Genomic DNA, 16100 nt, shown 5'->3' with positions numbered 1-16100 from the left:
GAATCGAATCGGAAAAGTGCGCTAGTTTTACTCGATCACAGGGGGGTCTGTCAATTTTTCGTAAACGCGCGTTTAGATTTTTACAGTCGATTTTACTCGTTGTAATACCTATTGGTTACAGTATATCAGCCTCTACAGGATAACCGTAAAAAAAACGATTCATTTAATCTACTTTAGTCGTAGACCGAAATGAAAACCAATCTGTTACCCTTAGCGTACCTAACATACGAATAAGAAATCCGATGGCGCAGAGTAATTGTAATTGTAAGCGCTGCTGGATATACTTTGCCAACTCTTCATTCATTGCTTTGAAATAAGGCAACAATCGTGAAAAAACAAAGACCTGTTAATTTAGAACTTAGTACCATAAGTTTTCCTGCTTCAGCGATTGCTTCAATACTGCACCGTGTGTCCGGTGTCATCATGTTGGTGACTATTGGTTTACTGGTTTGGTTGCTGGCTTTATCGCTGTCGTCTGCGGAAGGATTCATGCAAGCGCAGGACGTGTTTGCTAACCCACTGGTGAAGTTTGTAGTCTGGGGCATACTGACTGCGCTTGGCTATCACCTGCTAGCTGGTTTACGCCACATCATGATGGAACTGGGACACTGGGAAGAACTTAAGTCCGGTAACCTGAGTGCGCAGATCGTTATTGGTCTGGCCATCATCTTATCTGTGCTGTCAGGAGTCTGGTTATGGTAAAAGTTGCATCTACTTTTGGTCGTAGCGGTACGCACGACTTTATTCTGTTACGTGCCAGTGCTCTGATACTGGTTTTCTACGCCATTTTTATGGTCAGTTTCTTAGTTTCTACGCCTCAACTGACGTATGAAGTCTGGACTGCTTTATTTAGTGCTACCTGGATGAAAGTTTTCACCATGCTGGCTCTGAGTGGCCTGTTAATTCATGGCTGGATTGGTATTTGGCAGGTATTGACAGACTACATTAAAAATTCCTTTGGCCGCGGTGTATTGCAATTCATTGTCAGCCTGACGTTAATCGTCTACTGGTTCATCGGCCTGTTCGTGTTGTGGGGTGTATAAACATGAAAGAACTTGAATTTGATGCAGTAGTTATCGGCGCCGGCGGCGCTGGTATGCGAGCTGCGCTACAGATTTCGAAAAATGGCATGACCTGTGCGTTGATGTCGAAAGTATTTCCAACCCGTTCGCACACCGTATCTGCTCAGGGCGGTATTACCGTGGCCTTGGGCAATGCCCATGAAGATAACTGGGAATGGCATATGTTCGATACTGTAAAAGGTTCGGATTATATCGGTGACCAGGATGCTATCGAATACATGTGTAAGTCAGGTCCTGAAGCCATTCTTGAAATGGAAAATATGGGTCTGCCTTTCTCGCGTTTTGAAAACGGCAAAGTCTATCAGCGTCCTTTCGGCGGCCAGTCTAAAGAATTTGGTGGCGAACAGGCAGCGCGTACTGCAGCAGCGGCTGACCGCACCGGTCACGCGTTATTGCACTTGCTGTATCAGCAAAACGTAAAAAACAAAACAACCGTATTGTCTGAGTGGTATGCACTGGATCTGGTTAAAAACCAGGACGGCGTTATCGTAGGTACTACGGCTCTATGCATTGAAACCGGTGAAACCTATTTCATCAAAGCTAAGGCCGTTGTGTTAGCAACTGGTGGTGCGGGCCGTATTTACTCGTCCACTACCAACGCACACATTAACACCGGTGACGGTGTGGGCATGGCACTGCGTGCTGGTGTGCCTGTACAGGACATGGAAATGTGGCAGTTCCACCCAACCGGTATTGCCGGTGCCGGTTCGCTGGTCACCGAAGGTTGTCGTGGCGAGGGCGGTTATCTGCTAAATAAAGATGGTGAGCGCTTTATGGAGCGTTATGCGCCGAACGCTAAAGATTTAGCGTCACGTGACGTAGTCTCCCGTTCTATGATGACCGAAATTCGTGAAGGTCGGGGCTGTGAAGGTCCTTACGGTCCGCATATTAAGCTTAAGCTTGATCATCTGGGACGTGAGGTTCTGGAGTCACGCTTACCAGGTGTATGTGACTTAGCGAAGACCTTTGCTCACGTTGATCCGGCAGAAGAGCCTATTCCAGTCGTTCCTACCTGCCACTACATGATGGGCGGTATACCAACAGATGTGAATGGCCAGGTGTTACAGGTTGATGCCAATGGTAAAACATCTTCTGTGCAAGGGCTTTTTGCCTGCGGCGAGATAGCTTGCGTATCCGTACATGGTGCCAATCGTCTGGGCGGCAACTCATTGCTAGATTTAGTGGTATTTGGTCGCGCTACAGGTTTACATCTTGCAGACGCACTGGCGGCTACTCCGCTGGCTCGTGAAGCTTCTGAAAGCGATCTTGAAGCGGCTATGTCACGTGTGAATCGCTGGAACAGCACACAGAAAGGCGAAGACCCGGTGCAAATTCGCAAAGATTTACAAACCTGCATGCAGCTTAACTTCTCGGTATTCCGTGAAGGCAAGGCAATGAGCGAAGGCCTGAAAGAGTTAGGTGAAATCCGTGAGCGCTTGAAGCATGCACGTCTGGACGACAACAGCACCGAATTTAATACCCAGCGTATTGAATGTCTGGAGCTGGACAATCTGATGGAAACCGCTTACTCGACGGCTGTTTCGGCAAGTTTCCGCGAAGAAAGTCGTGGCGCCCATAGTCGTGCCGACTTCCCGGATCGGGATGACGAAAAATGGCTGGTGCATACGGTTTACCGTCCTGAAGATGAGTCCATGGCGACTCGTGATGTAAATATGTCACCTAAGTCTCGTGAAGCGTTCCCGCCGAAAGCGCGAACTTATTAAAAGGGCTAAAACGATGAAAAAAGTGCAGTTTTCTATCTATCGTTACAACCCTGATGTCGATGCTAAGCCTCGCATGCAGGATTACACGCTGGAGTTTGAAGAAGATCAGGACATGATGGTTCTGGATGCTTTAATTAAACTGAAAGAGCAGGACCCCTCACTGGCATTTCGTCGCTCTTGTCGTGAGGGTGTATGTGGTTCAGACGGTTTTAACATTAATGGTAAAAATGGTCTGGGTTGCATTACTCCCGTTTCTTCATTGAAGTCGAATAAAATCGTGGTACGCCCCTTACCGGGGTTACCTGTTATTCGTGACCTGATTGTAGACCTTGAGCAGTTCTATACTCAGTATGAAAGAGTTAAGCCTTATTTGATCAACGAGGATAAGAATCCACCGGCGCGTGAGCGCCTGCAGTCTCCGGAAGAGCGTGCTAAGCTTGATGGACTGTATGAGTGTATTTTATGTGCCTGTTGCTCATCGTCATGTCCATCTTTCTGGTGGAATCCTGACAAGTTTGTAGGGCCAGCTGGTTTGCTTCACGCCTACCGCTTCCTGGCAGACACTCGCGATACAGCGACAGAACAGCGCCTGGATGACTTGGATGATGCCTTCAGTGTTTTCCGTTGTCATGGCATTATGAACTGCGTTAGCGTGTGTCCTAAGGGACTCAACCCGACAAAGGCAATTGGTCATATTAAATCTATGCTGTTGAGCCGCGCGGTCTAGGCCGCCGCTGCTTTTTTTTGTGGTAACAGATTGAAAGGAAAAGCAATGCAAGATGGTGCAATGCAAGCCTGGTTAGAGTCTTCTCACTTAGCGGGTGGAAACATCGGTTACGTAGAGGAGCTTTTCGAGCTGTATTTGGATGACCCGAGTGCTGTCGGGGATGAATGGCGCGAGTTGTTTGACAGTATGCCTGCTGTAGGCAAGGATGTTAAACACAGCGAAATACGCGATCAGTTTCGCGAAATGGCGAAAAATAAGCTGAAGATGGCTGGTAGTCAGGGTGGTAACTCTGAAACCTCTGAAAAACAGGTCAAAGTATTACAGCTTATTAATGCCTATCGCTTTCGCGGTCATCAACATGCAAACCTGGATCCTTTGGGTTTGTGGAAGCAGGACGAAGTTCCCGATCTTTCGCTGGACCATCATGCATTGAGCAAAGACGATTATGACACTGAGTTTAACGTGGGGTCTTTGGCAATAGGCAAAGACAGCGCTAAACTGGGTGATATACATTCGGCCCTGGAAAAAATTTACTGTGGTTCCATCGGTGCTGAATATATGCACATTACCTCGACTGAAGAAAAGCGCTGGATTCAACAACGCGTCGAATCTCAGTTGGGGCAGCCTGAATTCAGCAAAGAAGTGCGTCTGCGTTTATTAAAAGAGCTGACAGCTGCTGATGGTCTTGAAAAATATCTGGGCTCTAAATACCCGGGGGCCAAGCGTTTTTCTCTGGAAGGTGGCGATAGCCTGGTTTCCATGATGAAAGCTCTGATTCACCGCGGTGGTGAAACAGGCGCTAAAGAAGTTGTTGTAGGCATGGCGCATCGTGGTCGGTTGAATGTACTGATTAACGTATTAGGCAAGCACCCGCAGGAACTGTTTAACGAATTTGCCGGTAAAGCCAGTATTGGTGAGAAATCTGGCGATGTGAAATACCATATGGGTTTCTCGTCTGACTTCAAAACGGAAGGCGGCGATGTTCATTTAGCGCTGGCGTTTAACCCGTCCCATCTGGAAATTGTCAATCCGGTGGTTATGGGGTCTGTGCGTGCTCGTATGGAGCGTCGAGGTTGCACTGATGGTAGCCAGGCTTTACCTATCACCTTACATGGCGACGCAGCTATTGCTGGTCAGGGCGTGATGCAGGAGACTTTTAACCTGTCACAAACCCGCGCATTCTCGGTGGGGGGCAGCATACGTATTGTGGTTAATAACCAGGTCGGTTTCACCACTTCAAAACGCGAAGACGCACGTTCTACTCAGTATTGTACTGATATCGCGAAGATGGTTCAGGCTCCGATTTTCCATGTTAACGCGGATGATCCTGAAGCTGTATTATTTGTCTCGCAACTGGCTATTGATTATCGCAACACCTTTAAACGTGATGTAGTTATTGATTTGGTCTGTTATCGCCGTCATGGCCACAACGAAGCCGATGAGCCGAATGCGACTCAGCCACTGATGTATCAAAAAATTAAAAAGCACCCAGTAACTCGGGAGCTTTATGCCAAGCGTCTGATCGAAGCCAATTTAATCGATGAAAAGTCGGTTAAACAAATGGTCCAGGATTATCGCGATGCACTGGATAAAGGTGATTGCGTAGTCGACGAGTGGCAGCCGATGAAGGCCCATTCTGTTGACTGGTCGCCCTTTATAGACAATGAGTGGGACGTCGATTACGACTCGAAAATGACCGTTACAGAGTTAGAAGATTTGGGCCGTAAAATCAGTGAAATACCTGAAGGTTTCAAGCTTAACTCCCGGGTTAATAAAGTCTATGAAGAACGCCGTAAAATGGCTGAAGGCGAGCGCAAAATGGACTGGGGCATGGCTGAAACTTTAGCTTACGCCAGTCTGGTAAAACATGGGCATCGTATTCGTATGGTAGGGCAGGACAGTGGTCGCGGTACTTTCTTCCATCGCCATGCTGTTTTGCACAATCAGAAAGATGCAGAAACCTATTTGCCGCTGAAGCATGTTGCGGAGAACCAGGCAGATATCGATATCTATGATTCGGTGTTATCCGAAGAAGCCGTTATGGCATTTGAGTATGGTTATGCCACGGCAGAACCTAATACTCTGACTATCTGGGAAGCTCAGTTTGGTGACTTTGCCAACGGTGCTCAGGTAGTTATTGATCAGTTCCTCAGTTCCGGTGAGCAGAAATGGGGTCGCTTATGCGGTCTGACTCTTCTGCTTCCTCACGGATATGAAGGACAGGGACCTGAGCACAGTTCAGCGCGCCTTGAGCGTTTCCTGCAACTGTCCGCCGACCATAACTGGTCGGTGTGCACGCCAACTACGCCTGCTCAGGTGTATAATATGCTGCGACGTCAACAGATCCGTCCTGTGCGTCGTCCATTGATTGTGATGACACCAAAATCTCTGCTTCGTCATCCGGATGCCGTATCCAATATGGAAGAGCTTGCAGAAGGTGTATTCCATAATGTAATCGGTGAGATTGATAAGCAGGATACAAAAAAAGTGAAACGTGTGGTTTTCTGTGGCGGCAAGGTCTATTACGATCTGCGTAAAGCACGCCGTGAGCAGGAACTGAATGAAGTGGCTATTGTTCGCGTAGAGCAACTTTATCCGTTCCCGCATCAGGAAATGGCAAAAGTTTTAGAAGATTACCAGCATGTGAAAGATTTCGTCTGGTGTCAGGAAGAACCGCAAAACCAGGGTGCCTGGTATTGTAGTCAGCATCACTTCCGTGAAGCAATTCCTGATGGAGCAAAGCTGAACTACGCTGGCCGTAATGCATCTGCCTCTCCGGCGGTGGGTTATGCCTCAGTGCATAAAGAGCAGCAAGAGAAATTAGTCAACGACGCGCTAACCATTAAATAGGTGAACTTTAACGATGGCGATTGAAATAAAAGTACCCGAATTACCTGAATCCGTTGCTGACGGCAGTATTGCAACCTGGCATGTAAAAAAAGGCGACAAAGTATCGCGCGACCAGAATCTGGTTGATATCGAAACCGATAAAGTGGTGCTTGAAGTCGTAGCTGAAGCTGATGGTGTAATCGCAGAGATTACTGCCGAAGAAGGCGATACGGTAGAGAGTCAGGCTGTGATTGGCACCATTGAAGAAGGTGAAGGTGGCGACGACGCTGATGACGAAAGCGACGACGATGCCGACCAGGATGATGCTGATAGCGAAGCTGATGAAGACGATTCAGATGAAGCTGATGATTCAGATGACAGTGATGAAGACGCTGATGAAGATTCAGATGAAGAGTCAGATGAAGAGTCAGAGGATGATGGCGACAGTAAAGAAGCCAGCGGCGAAAGTATTGATGTAAAAGTACCTGAGCTGCCGGAATCAGTATCTGACGCTACTATATCGACCTGGCATGTAAAAGCGGGTGACAACGTATCACGAGATCAAAATCTGGTTGATATTGAAACTGATAAAGTGGTGTTGGAAGTGGTTGCTGAAGCTGACGGTGTGCTGAGTGAAATTATTCATGACGAAGGCGACACAGTTGGCGGCCAGGATGTGATTGGGAAAATCACCAAAGGTGGCGCTAAAAAGGCTTCTAAATCTTCTGCTAAAGCTGAAACCAGTAGTAAGAAAGAAAGCAAGTCGGATGACAAAGATAGCAGTGATGCCATTAGTCCTTCTGTGCGTCGTCTGCTGAAAGAAAAAGATCTTGAAGCCAGCGACGTAAAAGGCACGGGCAAAGGCGGTCGAATTACCAAAGAAGACGTGGAGAAGCATGTCAAAGAAGCGAAGTCTTCTGGCAGCAAGTCGAAGTCTTCTGCGAAGTCCGATGGCAGCAGTAAAAAAGAGCAGGCACCAGTAGGTGGCGGCGATCGTACTCAGAAGCGTGTGCCTATGACGCGTCTGCGTAAGCGTATTGCTGAACGTCTGTTGCAGGCGAAAAACGATACGGCCATGCTGACCACCTTTAATGAGATCAACATGAAACCTATCATGGACCTGCGTAAGAAATATCAGCAGGACTTTGAAGAGCGTCATGAAACCCGTTTAGGCTTTATGTCGTTTTATGTAAAGGCTATAGTAGAAGCACTGAAACGTTTCCCTGAAGTCAATGCGTCACTGGATGGCGATGATGTTGTTTATCATAACTATTTTGATGTGAGCATTGCGGTGTCTACACCTCGTGGCCTGGTAACTCCGGTACTACGGGACTGTGACAAGCTCAGCCTTGCTGATATTGAAAAAGGCATCAAAGAGTTAGCTATTAAAGGCCGTGACGGTAAGTTGACCATGGACGAAATGCAGGGTGGTAACATTACTATTACTAACGGCGGTGTGTTCGGTTCGTTACTGTCCACACCAATTCTGAATCCACCACAAAGCGCTATCCTTGGCATGCACAAAATCCAGGATCGCCCAATGGCGGTAGACGGCAAGGTTGAAATTCTGCCTATGATGTATCTGGCGTTATCTTACGACCACCGCATCATTGACGGTAAGGAATCGGTAGGATTCCTGGTTACCGTGAAGAACTTGCTGGAAGACCCGCAGCGTCTGTTACTGGACGTGTAATCGGGGAAAAAGCAGCCGCAGAGTTTCTGCGGCTGTATTTTTTGCGCCTGAAGACTTATAATCCGGCGCGAAATTCGGGTAAGCAGCTTAGGCTGCTTTCATTTTGAATGAACAGATGGAAAAAGCATCATGAATTTGCATGAGTATCAAGCCAAGCAGCTGTTCCGTGAGTTTGGTTTACCAGTATCAGATGGTATAGCCTGTGACTCAGCGGAAGAAGCTGTTGAAGCGGCCAAAAAAATTGGCGGCGATAAGTGGGTAGTTAAATGTCAGGTTCACGCTGGTGGCCGCGGTAAAGCGGGCGGTGTGAAACTGGTTTCAAGCTTGGACGAAGTTCGTGACTTTGCCGACAAGTGGCTGGGTAAAAACTTAGTTACTTTTCAGACTGATGAGAATGGTCAGCCAGTAAACAAAATTTCAGTAGAAGATTGTACTGAAATTGATAAAGAGCTTTACTTAGGCGCCGTTATTGACCGTGCATCACGTAAAATTGTTTTCATGGCGTCGACTGAAGGCGGTGTGGATATTGAAAAAATAGCAGAAGAAACTCCTGAAAAGATTCTTAAAGCTACTATCGACCCTACAGTTGGTGCGTTGCCTTACCAGGGACGTCAACTGGGCTTCGAACTGGGTCTGAACCCAGATCAGGTTAAGCAGTTCACTAAAATCTTCATGGGTCTGGCGAAGATGTTCGAACAGTACGATTTTGCACTGTTAGAAATTAACCCGTTGGTTATCACTGATAAAGGCGATTTGCATTGCCTGGACGGTAAAATCAACATCGATAGCAACGCTATCTATCGCCAGCCTAAAATCAAAGAGTTCCATGATCCTTCACAGGAAGACTCCCGTGAAGCGCATGCAGCCAGCTTTGAGCTGAACTACGTAGCACTGGACGGCAACATTGGTTGCATGGTTAACGGCGCAGGCCTGGCGATGGGTACTATGGACATCGTGAAGCTGAGCGGCGGTGAGCCAGCTAACTTTCTGGATGTTGGTGGCGGAGCTACCAAAGAGCGCGTTTCTGAAGCATTCAAAATCATCCTTTCTGACGACAGCGTGAAAGCTGTATTCGTTAATATCTTTGGCGGCATCGTACGTTGTGACATGATCGCTGAAGGCATTATCGGTGCTGTTGAAGAAGTTGGCGTTAAAGTACCTGTGGTTGTTCGCCTTGAAGGTAACAACGCAGAACTGGGTACTGAAAAGCTGAAAGAAAGCGGCCTGAACATTATTGCTGCAACCAGCCTGACAGACGCAGCACACAAAGTAGTTGAAGCTGCAGGAGGCAAGGCATGAGCATTTTAATCAATAAAGACACTAAAGTGATCTGCCAGGGTTTCACTGGCGGTCAGGGTACTTTCCATTCTGAGCAAGCCATTGCTTATGGTACGCAAATGGTAGGTGGTGTGACTCCGGGTAAAGGCGGTCAGACTCACTTAGGTTTGCCAGTGTTTAACACTGTGAAAGAAGCGGTCAACGAAACTGGTGCAACGGCATCTGTTATCTATGTACCGGCGCCTTTCTGTAAAGACTCTATCATTGAAGCTGCTGATGCAGGTATCGAGCTGATCGTATGTATCACTGAAGGCATTCCGACTATCGACATGCTTTACGTGAAAGAGTACCTGGATATTAAAGGTGTTCGCATGATTGGTCCAAACTGCCCGGGTGTTATCACTCCGGACGAGTGCAAGATTGGTATCATGCCGGGTCATATCCACAAAGCCGGTAAAGTAGGCATCGTATCGCGTTCAGGTACTTTGACGTATGAAGCGGTTAAGCAGACGACTGATGAAGGTTTCGGTCAGTCTACTTGTGTGGGTATCGGTGGCGATCCTATTCCAGGTTCTAACTTTATCGACATCCTTGAGATGTTCGAAAAAGATCCTAAAACCGAAGCTATTGTCATGATCGGTGAGATCGGCGGTACTGCAGAAGAAGAAGCGGCAGAGTACATTAAAGAACATGTCACTAAGCCGGTTGTTTCTTATATTGCTGGTGTTACAGCGCCTCCTGGTAAGCGTATGGGCCATGCTGGTGCCATCATTGCAGGCGGCAAAGGTACTGCAGATGAGAAGTTTGCAGCCCTTGAAGCGGCCGGTGTTAAAACCGTTCGTAGCCTGGCTGAAATCGGAAAAGCATTGCGCGAAAAAACTGGCTGGTAAGCTGGCTTTTAGCAATGAACAAAAAGGGCGCCGGAAGGCGCCTTTTTTTTAGCAACACAACAGGGGGTAATATGAGGTTTTGGGCGATACTATGGGTCTGTTTATTTTCTTCGCCAGCACTGGCCATTATAAATATTGAAGAATTGCGCATGGATGAAAGTGAGGCGGGATGGCAAATGAGCACCACGTTGAATCTTAGCGGCCAGCGCGGCAATATTGATGAAGATAAATTCGCCTTAAACGGCGCCTCTCAGTGGATATCCGATGATTTGAATCGGCGTTATTTGCTTTTGCTGAGTAGTGCTGTCGACCGGGCTGAGGGCTTTACTTATTCTGAAGAGTATTTCGCACATGTGCGTCGCACGCGCCAGCTAACCGAAAACTGGGGCTGGGAGCTTTTTGCTCAATACCAGAAAGAACCTTTGAATAACAGTTATCGTCGTGAGTTACTGGGTACCAATGCACGTTACCGGCTTCAGCAGACACCTTTTAATGGGCATGCAGGCATGGGCATTATGTATGAACGACGCTCTGTGACACCCTTGATTGAAGGGCGCAAGCAGGCGAATGACTGGCGTTTTAACTTCTATCTGGACTCGGTTTACCCGTTGTCAGAAAACTCTGAATGGGCAGTGGGTTTCTACGTTCAGCCGCGGGTTGATAACATGAGCGATGTGCGCAGTATTGTTAATATGGGGCTTACCAGCCGGGTGACTCGTTTATTTTCGCTAACCCTGGATATCAGCTTTAATAATGAAAGCAATCCGTTGGATGGACAGTCCTATTCCCACTGGGAATATGCAACGGGTCTGAATATACGTTTTTAAACTGGATGATTATCCGCCGCATCAGGCGGCGGATACCTGACACTAAAGCTAACTACAGCAATTTTTGAGATGCTCTTCGTTAAATGTCTTCAAGGCTGTTTCTAATCGTTTGTCAGAGGTGCCATCAAGCTGTTCTAATAATTCACGGGCCTGTTCATACTCTTCTTTGTGAGTGTAAATCTGCGCGAGGCGAAACTGAACCCAGTCTTGATCAATACCTTCTGGCGTTCGTTGTTCGGCAATAAGCTGAGTTAGCAGAAAGTAGCCATTGTCGAGCTCGGTTTGTGATTCTGCAGCGAGTCGGGCCCATTGATAATCTAATGCATTACGTAACTCCTGGTGCGCTTCTGAGTCGGTTAGCAAAGTCCGGGTATGTTGCAGTTCACTTAAAGCCAGCTCAAAATGTTGCTGGCTTATACGCAACGCTATGTAATTGAAACGAATATCCAGGTTTTCAGGCTCTGTAGCAAACCATTCCTGATAAATAGCTTCTTCTGCTTCCAGGTCTTCCGTCATGCTAATCCGGGCTGGGAAACGCAGGAAGCTGTCCAGCTCATCAAGGCGGGCTTTATGCGCCTGCATCACCTCTTTGTCACCACCAATAATTCCGGGGGCAAACTGATGCCATTGGAATAAAGCAAAATGGGCGAGTTCATGTTCCGGGTCATATTTTACCGCCTCTTCAAAGTGACCACGCATGCGCCGGGCGATAAATGGCATACGCAGGCGACCCGCTTCCTGCAGCTCAGCCATAGTGAGCGTGCCCTGAATATAATGGTAGTCACCTGAGGTAGCATGGCTATTGGATAGTTTGTCCAGTTCCTGTTGCGCCCGGTCATTGTCGTCCGCTTTCAGCGCCGCTATGACCTCAGTAAAAGCATCGTCATCCGGCAGGAAAAAGTCCTGTGCCGAGACGGCGCTCGCAGCGAGGGCGAGCAAGAACAGCGAGGCTGCATAGATTCGGGGTAGCATTGTCATATCTTTCCTTGGCTGGCTATTTTGAATAATCGGATTCGTTATTTTTAACCCTGATTTCGCGATTTTGCAAAGCATCTTTATACAAATTTGTAACAATTTCACGCAGCCAACAAGTGGCTGGATCTTTTTCCAGTTGCTGATGCCAATACAGATGAAGCTGGATGGCGCTTATTTTTACTGGCATTGGGCGTACCTGAAGGTCGAAGTTTTGCTCTAAAATACTGGCCAGTCGCGTTGGAGCCGTTAATAAAAAGTGGTTTTTCTGTGCCAGAGCTGCAGCACTGTGATAGTTCTGGCAGCGAACACGAACGTCACGCTGCATACCTTGCTTAAGCAGACCAATGTCTTCTACCACCAGGCCTTTTGCGCGTGTTGATACAGCAACATGCCGGGATTTCAGATAAAAATCGGCATCTAATGTGTCAGGCAAGTTATGGCCGAGTACACAAAAAGAGTCACTAAATATCGGTTGATGGCAAACCGGCTCTGATAAGGGAAGCGCTACATCGATGGCCAGGTCCAATTCGCGGTTGCTGAGTCTGTCGGCTAAACGTGTGCGATCTATAGCAACGCTTTCCAGTTTTATGTGCGGGGCTGAGCGAAAGCTCGCTTCGGCGATGGCCGGCAGCAGGTTGTTTTCCAGCGCTTCAGGCATACTGATACGAAAGCTTTGCTGACTTTGACCTGGCTCGAAAGTGTGGGCTCCGGAGAGCAGGTTGCGTAACGAACTTATACTGGCGAGCAAGTCCGGCGCCAGGCTTTCACAAGTAGCGGTGGGTACCAGTACCCGGCCATGACGGGTGAATAATGGGTCGTCGAAAAAAGTACGTAAGCGGCGCAATGCATGGCTTACCGCGGAAGGGGTGAGCGCCAGTTTATCTGCGGCTTTGCTGAGTTGGCGGTACTGATAAATGGCTTCAAATATTCGCAACAGATTCAGATCAAGCTGATTGAAGTTAAGATGACTGGTATTCATGTTGAACCTTAAATGAAATTCACTTCATTCATTATGCGCAAGAGGCTAGTCTGAGTACAGGTTTAATAACGGCAGAAGACTATGCACTTTGAACATAATGATAAAACCCGCGCCTACATGGAACAGCTAACAGCTTTTATGGCTGAGCATGTAGCGCCCGCTGAACATGGTTACCATCATCGAAACCAACAACATGAACACGCTGACTGGCGACGCTGGGAAGTTCAGCCGGTGATTAACGAACTCAAAATCAAAGCGCGTGAGCAGGGGCTGTGGAATTTATTTCTGCCAGATGCGGAGCTGGGAGCGGGACTGACTACGGTTGAATACGCTCCCCTGGCTGAAATTATGGGGCGCAGCCTGATAGCGCCGGAAATTTTTAATTGCAATGCGCCGGATACTGGCAACATGGAGGTGCTTTACCACTTTGGTTCTGATCAGCAGAAGCAGAACTGGCTGGTACCTTTACTGGCAGGCGACATTCGCTCGGTATTTTGCATGACTGAACCTGATGTGGCTTCCTCGGACGCGACCAATATGCAGGCGACTATTAAAGAAGAAGGCGACGAGATTGTAGTGCAGGGACGTAAATGGTGGTCGACAGGTGTCGGTCATCCTGATGCTAAGTTTGCAATAGTGATGGGCGTGTCTTTGCCAGAGGCTAAAAAACATGCCCAGCACAGTATGGTCATAGTGCCTCTGGATGCTCCAGGCGTTGAAATAGAGCGCATGTTGCCTGCATTTGGTAGCTATGATGCGCCTTACGGACATGGCGAAGTGAGTTTTAATCAGGTGCGTGTGCCTAAAGCTAACCTGATTGGCGAGCTGGGCGCTGGTTTTGCCATTGCCCAGGGACGTTTAGGCCCTGGCCGGGTACACCATTGCATGCGGGCGTTGGGGGCCGCAGAGAAAGCGCTTGAGCTGATGATTCGTCGGGGCATGCAACGGCAGGCTTTTGGACAGCCGCTGATTAAGCTGGGCGGAAACCAGGAGCGTATTGCAGAGCACCGGATGGCTATTGATCAAGCGCGTTTATATACTCTGTACGCCGCTGATAAAATTGATCGCCTGGGAGTGAAACACGCGATGAGTGAAATCTCCGGCATCAAAGTGGTCGTGCCGAATGTGCTGCAGCGGGTGGTCGATGATGCGATCCAACTGCATGGTGGTGCCGGTTTGTCACAGGATGTGCCGTTGACAGCTCTGTTTACCCTGGCCAGAGCATTACGCCTGGCGGATGGTCCGGATGAAGTGCATCGTGCCATGGTGGCCCGTACAGAGCTTAGACACTATATGAAAGGAGAGGGCGCATGAGCGGGAAAAGCTTCATAGATACTGGTGTCGCCGTGCGCGAAGAAGAGCTGTTCGATGTCAAAGCCGTCACTCAGTGGTTGCAGCAGCAGGTACCCGATCTGGAAGGTGAACCTGAAGTGACGCAATTTCCAGGCGGAGCGTCGAACTGGACCTATCGGCTTGAGTTCGATAACCACGACTTTATATTACGTCGCCCACCAGCGGGTACTAAGGCAAAGTCCGCCCATGATATGGGCCGTGAATACCATATTCAGAAAAGCCTGAAGCCGGTTTTTCCCTGGGTACCCGACATGATTGGTTATTGTGAGGACGAAGCGGTCACTGGGAGTGAGTTTTATGTCATGCAACGTATCGCAGGTATTATCCCGCGTAAAAACATGCCTCGTGATCTGGATTTGAGCGCTGAAGACGCCGAACAGTTATGTCGTAATATGCTGGATAAACTGGTAGCACTTCATCAGATTGATATTGAGAAATCCGGCCTGGATAAATTTGCTAAAGGTGCTGGTTATGCGGAACGGCAAATTAGCGGCTGGACTAAAAGGTACCAGCAGGCAAAAACCTGGAACGTCCCTGGTGGTAAAAAAATAACCCGCTGGCTGGCCGCCAACCTGCCTTCAGAAGAACATCTGTGCATGACACATAATGATTTTCGTCTGGATAACTTAATTCTGAATCCGGACGATGCAACCGACATCATGGCGATTCTGGACTGGGAGCTGGCGACTGTGGGTGATCCGCTGATGGATGTGGGTAATATGCTGGCCTACTGGATAGAGGCGGGGGATGACCGCATTGCACGTTCTACAAGGCGTCAGCCCACTCACTTGCCAGGTATGTTCAGTCGCCAGCAGGTGATCGACTATTATTGTGAGAAAATGGGTTTTGATAGCAGTAATTTCGCTTTTTATGAAGTTTATGGTTTGTTCAGGCTATCGGCTATCGCACAACAGATTTATTATCGCTATCACCACAAGCAAACCCGTAATCCAGCGTTTAAGCATTTCTGGTTTTTGGTGCATTACCTGCACTGGCGCTGTCAGCGTCTCATAACAAAACATGAGAGGCAGCACTAAGATGGCCAGCCTTTATTTAATCCGTCATGGGCAGGCTTCATTTGGTGCTGACAACTATGATGATTTAAGTCAGTTAGGCAAATCTCAGTCGCGCCATCTGGGTCAGGTGTTTCATCAACAAGGCATTATGCCAACGCGTATTCTTGCCGGTAGTCTGCAACGTCAGCAACAGACGGCACGGGGTATTGTGGAAGGTTTGCAGGGCGATCTGACCATTAATATGGAACCTGCATGGAATGAGTTTGATCACGAAAACGTATTGCAGGTTTTTGAAAAAACTAGCGGGCAGGGCTCGTTACGCCAGCAGTTGGCAGTTGCAGATGACAAAGAAGCCTGTTTTCAAAAACTCTTTGTAGCCGCTATCCGACGTTGGGTGGAAGGGCAGCATGACAGCAGCTATACAGAGAGTTGGGGTGACTTTCAGCAGCGTATTTCTGCGGTGTTCAAACAACTGGCAGAACAGGTCTCTGCGCATGAACGCATTCTGGTGGTTACCTCAGGTGGGCCTATATCCATGGTGGTACAGCAGTTGCTAAAACTGGATACCGAAACGGCATTGCGCCTTAACTGGCGTTTAGTCAATGCAGGTATTACTAAAGTCAGTCTGGGGCAGGGTGGCCCACAGTTGGTTAGCCTCAACGAACATATGCACTTCAGTGGTGAGCAACGCTCATTGCTGACTTCCCGTTAATTATAAATATAAACA

The 16100-nt window shown here is 48.2% G+C and carries 14 protein-coding genes; 12 read left to right on the top strand and 2 right to left on the bottom strand.

Translation table 11 applies throughout. The features are described from left to right. Nucleotides 1-327 precede the first annotated feature (327 nt). From sdhC to CWE09_RS04095, 9 genes are all read left to right on the top strand, one after another. Nucleotides 328-702: a succinate dehydrogenase, cytochrome b556 subunit gene (gene sdhC, locus CWE09_RS04135; RefSeq protein ID WP_126802742.1), complete on the top strand. Its 375-nt coding sequence runs from the start codon at nucleotides 328-330 to the stop codon at nucleotides 700-702. Continuing rightward, complete coding sequence (sdhD, locus tag CWE09_RS04130) at nucleotides 696-1043, top strand: succinate dehydrogenase, hydrophobic membrane anchor protein (RefSeq protein ID WP_126802741.1); 348 nt, start codon at nucleotides 696-698, stop codon at nucleotides 1041-1043. The genes sdhC and sdhD overlap by 7 nt, the downstream gene beginning before the upstream one ends. Before the next feature lie 2 nt (nucleotides 1044-1045). Further along, nucleotides 1046-2806, top strand: a complete 1761-nt coding sequence (sdhA, locus tag CWE09_RS04125; protein ID WP_420807987.1) for a succinate dehydrogenase flavoprotein subunit — start codon at nucleotides 1046-1048, stop codon at nucleotides 2804-2806. Nucleotides 2807-2819: 13 nt separating this feature from the next. Next, the gene (locus tag CWE09_RS04120; RefSeq protein WP_126802740.1) at nucleotides 2820-3533 is read left to right on the top strand and encodes a succinate dehydrogenase iron-sulfur subunit; all 714 of its coding nucleotides are present in this window, start codon (nucleotides 2820-2822) and stop codon (nucleotides 3531-3533) included. Nucleotides 3534-3578: 45 nt separating this feature from the next. Next, nucleotides 3579-6383: a 2-oxoglutarate dehydrogenase E1 component gene (locus CWE09_RS04115; protein ID WP_126802739.1), complete on the top strand. Its 2805-nt coding sequence runs from the start codon at nucleotides 3579-3581 to the stop codon at nucleotides 6381-6383. A gap of 13 nt (nucleotides 6384-6396) precedes the next feature. Beyond that, nucleotides 6397-8055 carry a 2-oxoglutarate dehydrogenase complex dihydrolipoyllysine-residue succinyltransferase gene (gene odhB / locus CWE09_RS04110; RefSeq protein ID WP_126802738.1) on the top strand — a complete coding sequence of 553 codons (1659 nt, stop codon included), beginning with the start codon at nucleotides 6397-6399 and terminating at the stop codon, nucleotides 8053-8055. 129 nt (nucleotides 8056-8184) lie between these two features. Continuing rightward, nucleotides 8185-9354: an ADP-forming succinate--CoA ligase subunit beta gene (sucC, locus tag CWE09_RS04105; protein WP_126802737.1), complete on the top strand. Its 1170-nt coding sequence runs from the start codon at nucleotides 8185-8187 to the stop codon at nucleotides 9352-9354. Next, complete coding sequence (gene sucD, locus CWE09_RS04100; protein ID WP_126802736.1) at nucleotides 9351-10223, top strand: succinate--CoA ligase subunit alpha; 873 nt, start codon at nucleotides 9351-9353, stop codon at nucleotides 10221-10223. The genes sucC and sucD overlap by 4 nt, the downstream gene beginning before the upstream one ends. Nucleotides 10224-10294: 71 nt before the next feature. Continuing rightward, nucleotides 10295-11050: a DUF481 domain-containing protein gene (locus CWE09_RS04095; protein WP_157982807.1), complete on the top strand. Its 756-nt coding sequence runs from the start codon at nucleotides 10295-10297 to the stop codon at nucleotides 11048-11050. 48 nt (nucleotides 11051-11098) lie between these two features. On the opposite strand, the gene CWE09_RS04090 is transcribed toward CWE09_RS04095, so the two are convergent. Both CWE09_RS04090 and CWE09_RS04085 read right to left on the bottom strand, forming a co-directional pair. Beyond that, the gene (locus tag CWE09_RS04090; RefSeq protein WP_126802734.1) at nucleotides 11099-12028 is read right to left on the bottom strand and encodes a hypothetical protein; all 930 of its coding nucleotides are present in this window, start codon (nucleotides 12026-12028) and stop codon (nucleotides 11099-11101) included. Between the two features lie 16 nt (nucleotides 12029-12044). After that, nucleotides 12045-13004, bottom strand: coding sequence for a LysR family transcriptional regulator (locus CWE09_RS04085; RefSeq protein WP_126802733.1), 960 nt, complete (start codon nucleotides 13002-13004; stop codon nucleotides 12045-12047). A gap of 81 nt (nucleotides 13005-13085) precedes the next feature. Between CWE09_RS04085 and CWE09_RS04080 the strand changes: the two genes are divergently transcribed. Genes CWE09_RS04080 through CWE09_RS04070 form a run of 3 tightly spaced genes read left to right on the top strand, consistent with a single transcriptional unit; the run spans nucleotide 13086 to nucleotide 16085 of the window. After that, nucleotides 13086-14318 carry an acyl-CoA dehydrogenase family protein gene (locus CWE09_RS04080; RefSeq protein WP_126802732.1) on the top strand — a complete coding sequence of 411 codons (1233 nt, stop codon included), beginning with the start codon at nucleotides 13086-13088 and terminating at the stop codon, nucleotides 14316-14318. Further along, nucleotides 14315-15394: a phosphotransferase family protein gene (locus CWE09_RS04075; protein WP_126802731.1), complete on the top strand. Its 1080-nt coding sequence runs from the start codon at nucleotides 14315-14317 to the stop codon at nucleotides 15392-15394. The genes CWE09_RS04080 and CWE09_RS04075 overlap by 4 nt, the downstream gene beginning before the upstream one ends. A 1-nt stretch (nucleotide 15395) precedes the next feature. Beyond that, the gene (locus CWE09_RS04070) at nucleotides 15396-16085 is read left to right on the top strand and encodes a histidine phosphatase family protein (protein WP_157982806.1); all 690 of its coding nucleotides are present in this window, start codon (nucleotides 15396-15398) and stop codon (nucleotides 16083-16085) included. Nucleotides 16086-16100 lie beyond the last annotated feature (15 nt).

Source organism: Aliidiomarina minuta (genome assembly GCF_003987145.1).
Classification (GTDB): domain Bacteria; phylum Pseudomonadota; class Gammaproteobacteria; order Enterobacterales; family Alteromonadaceae; genus Aliidiomarina; species Aliidiomarina minuta.
The sequence above is the reverse complement of the archived record's forward strand: the minus strand, read 5'-3'. Positions and strand labels throughout refer to the sequence as shown.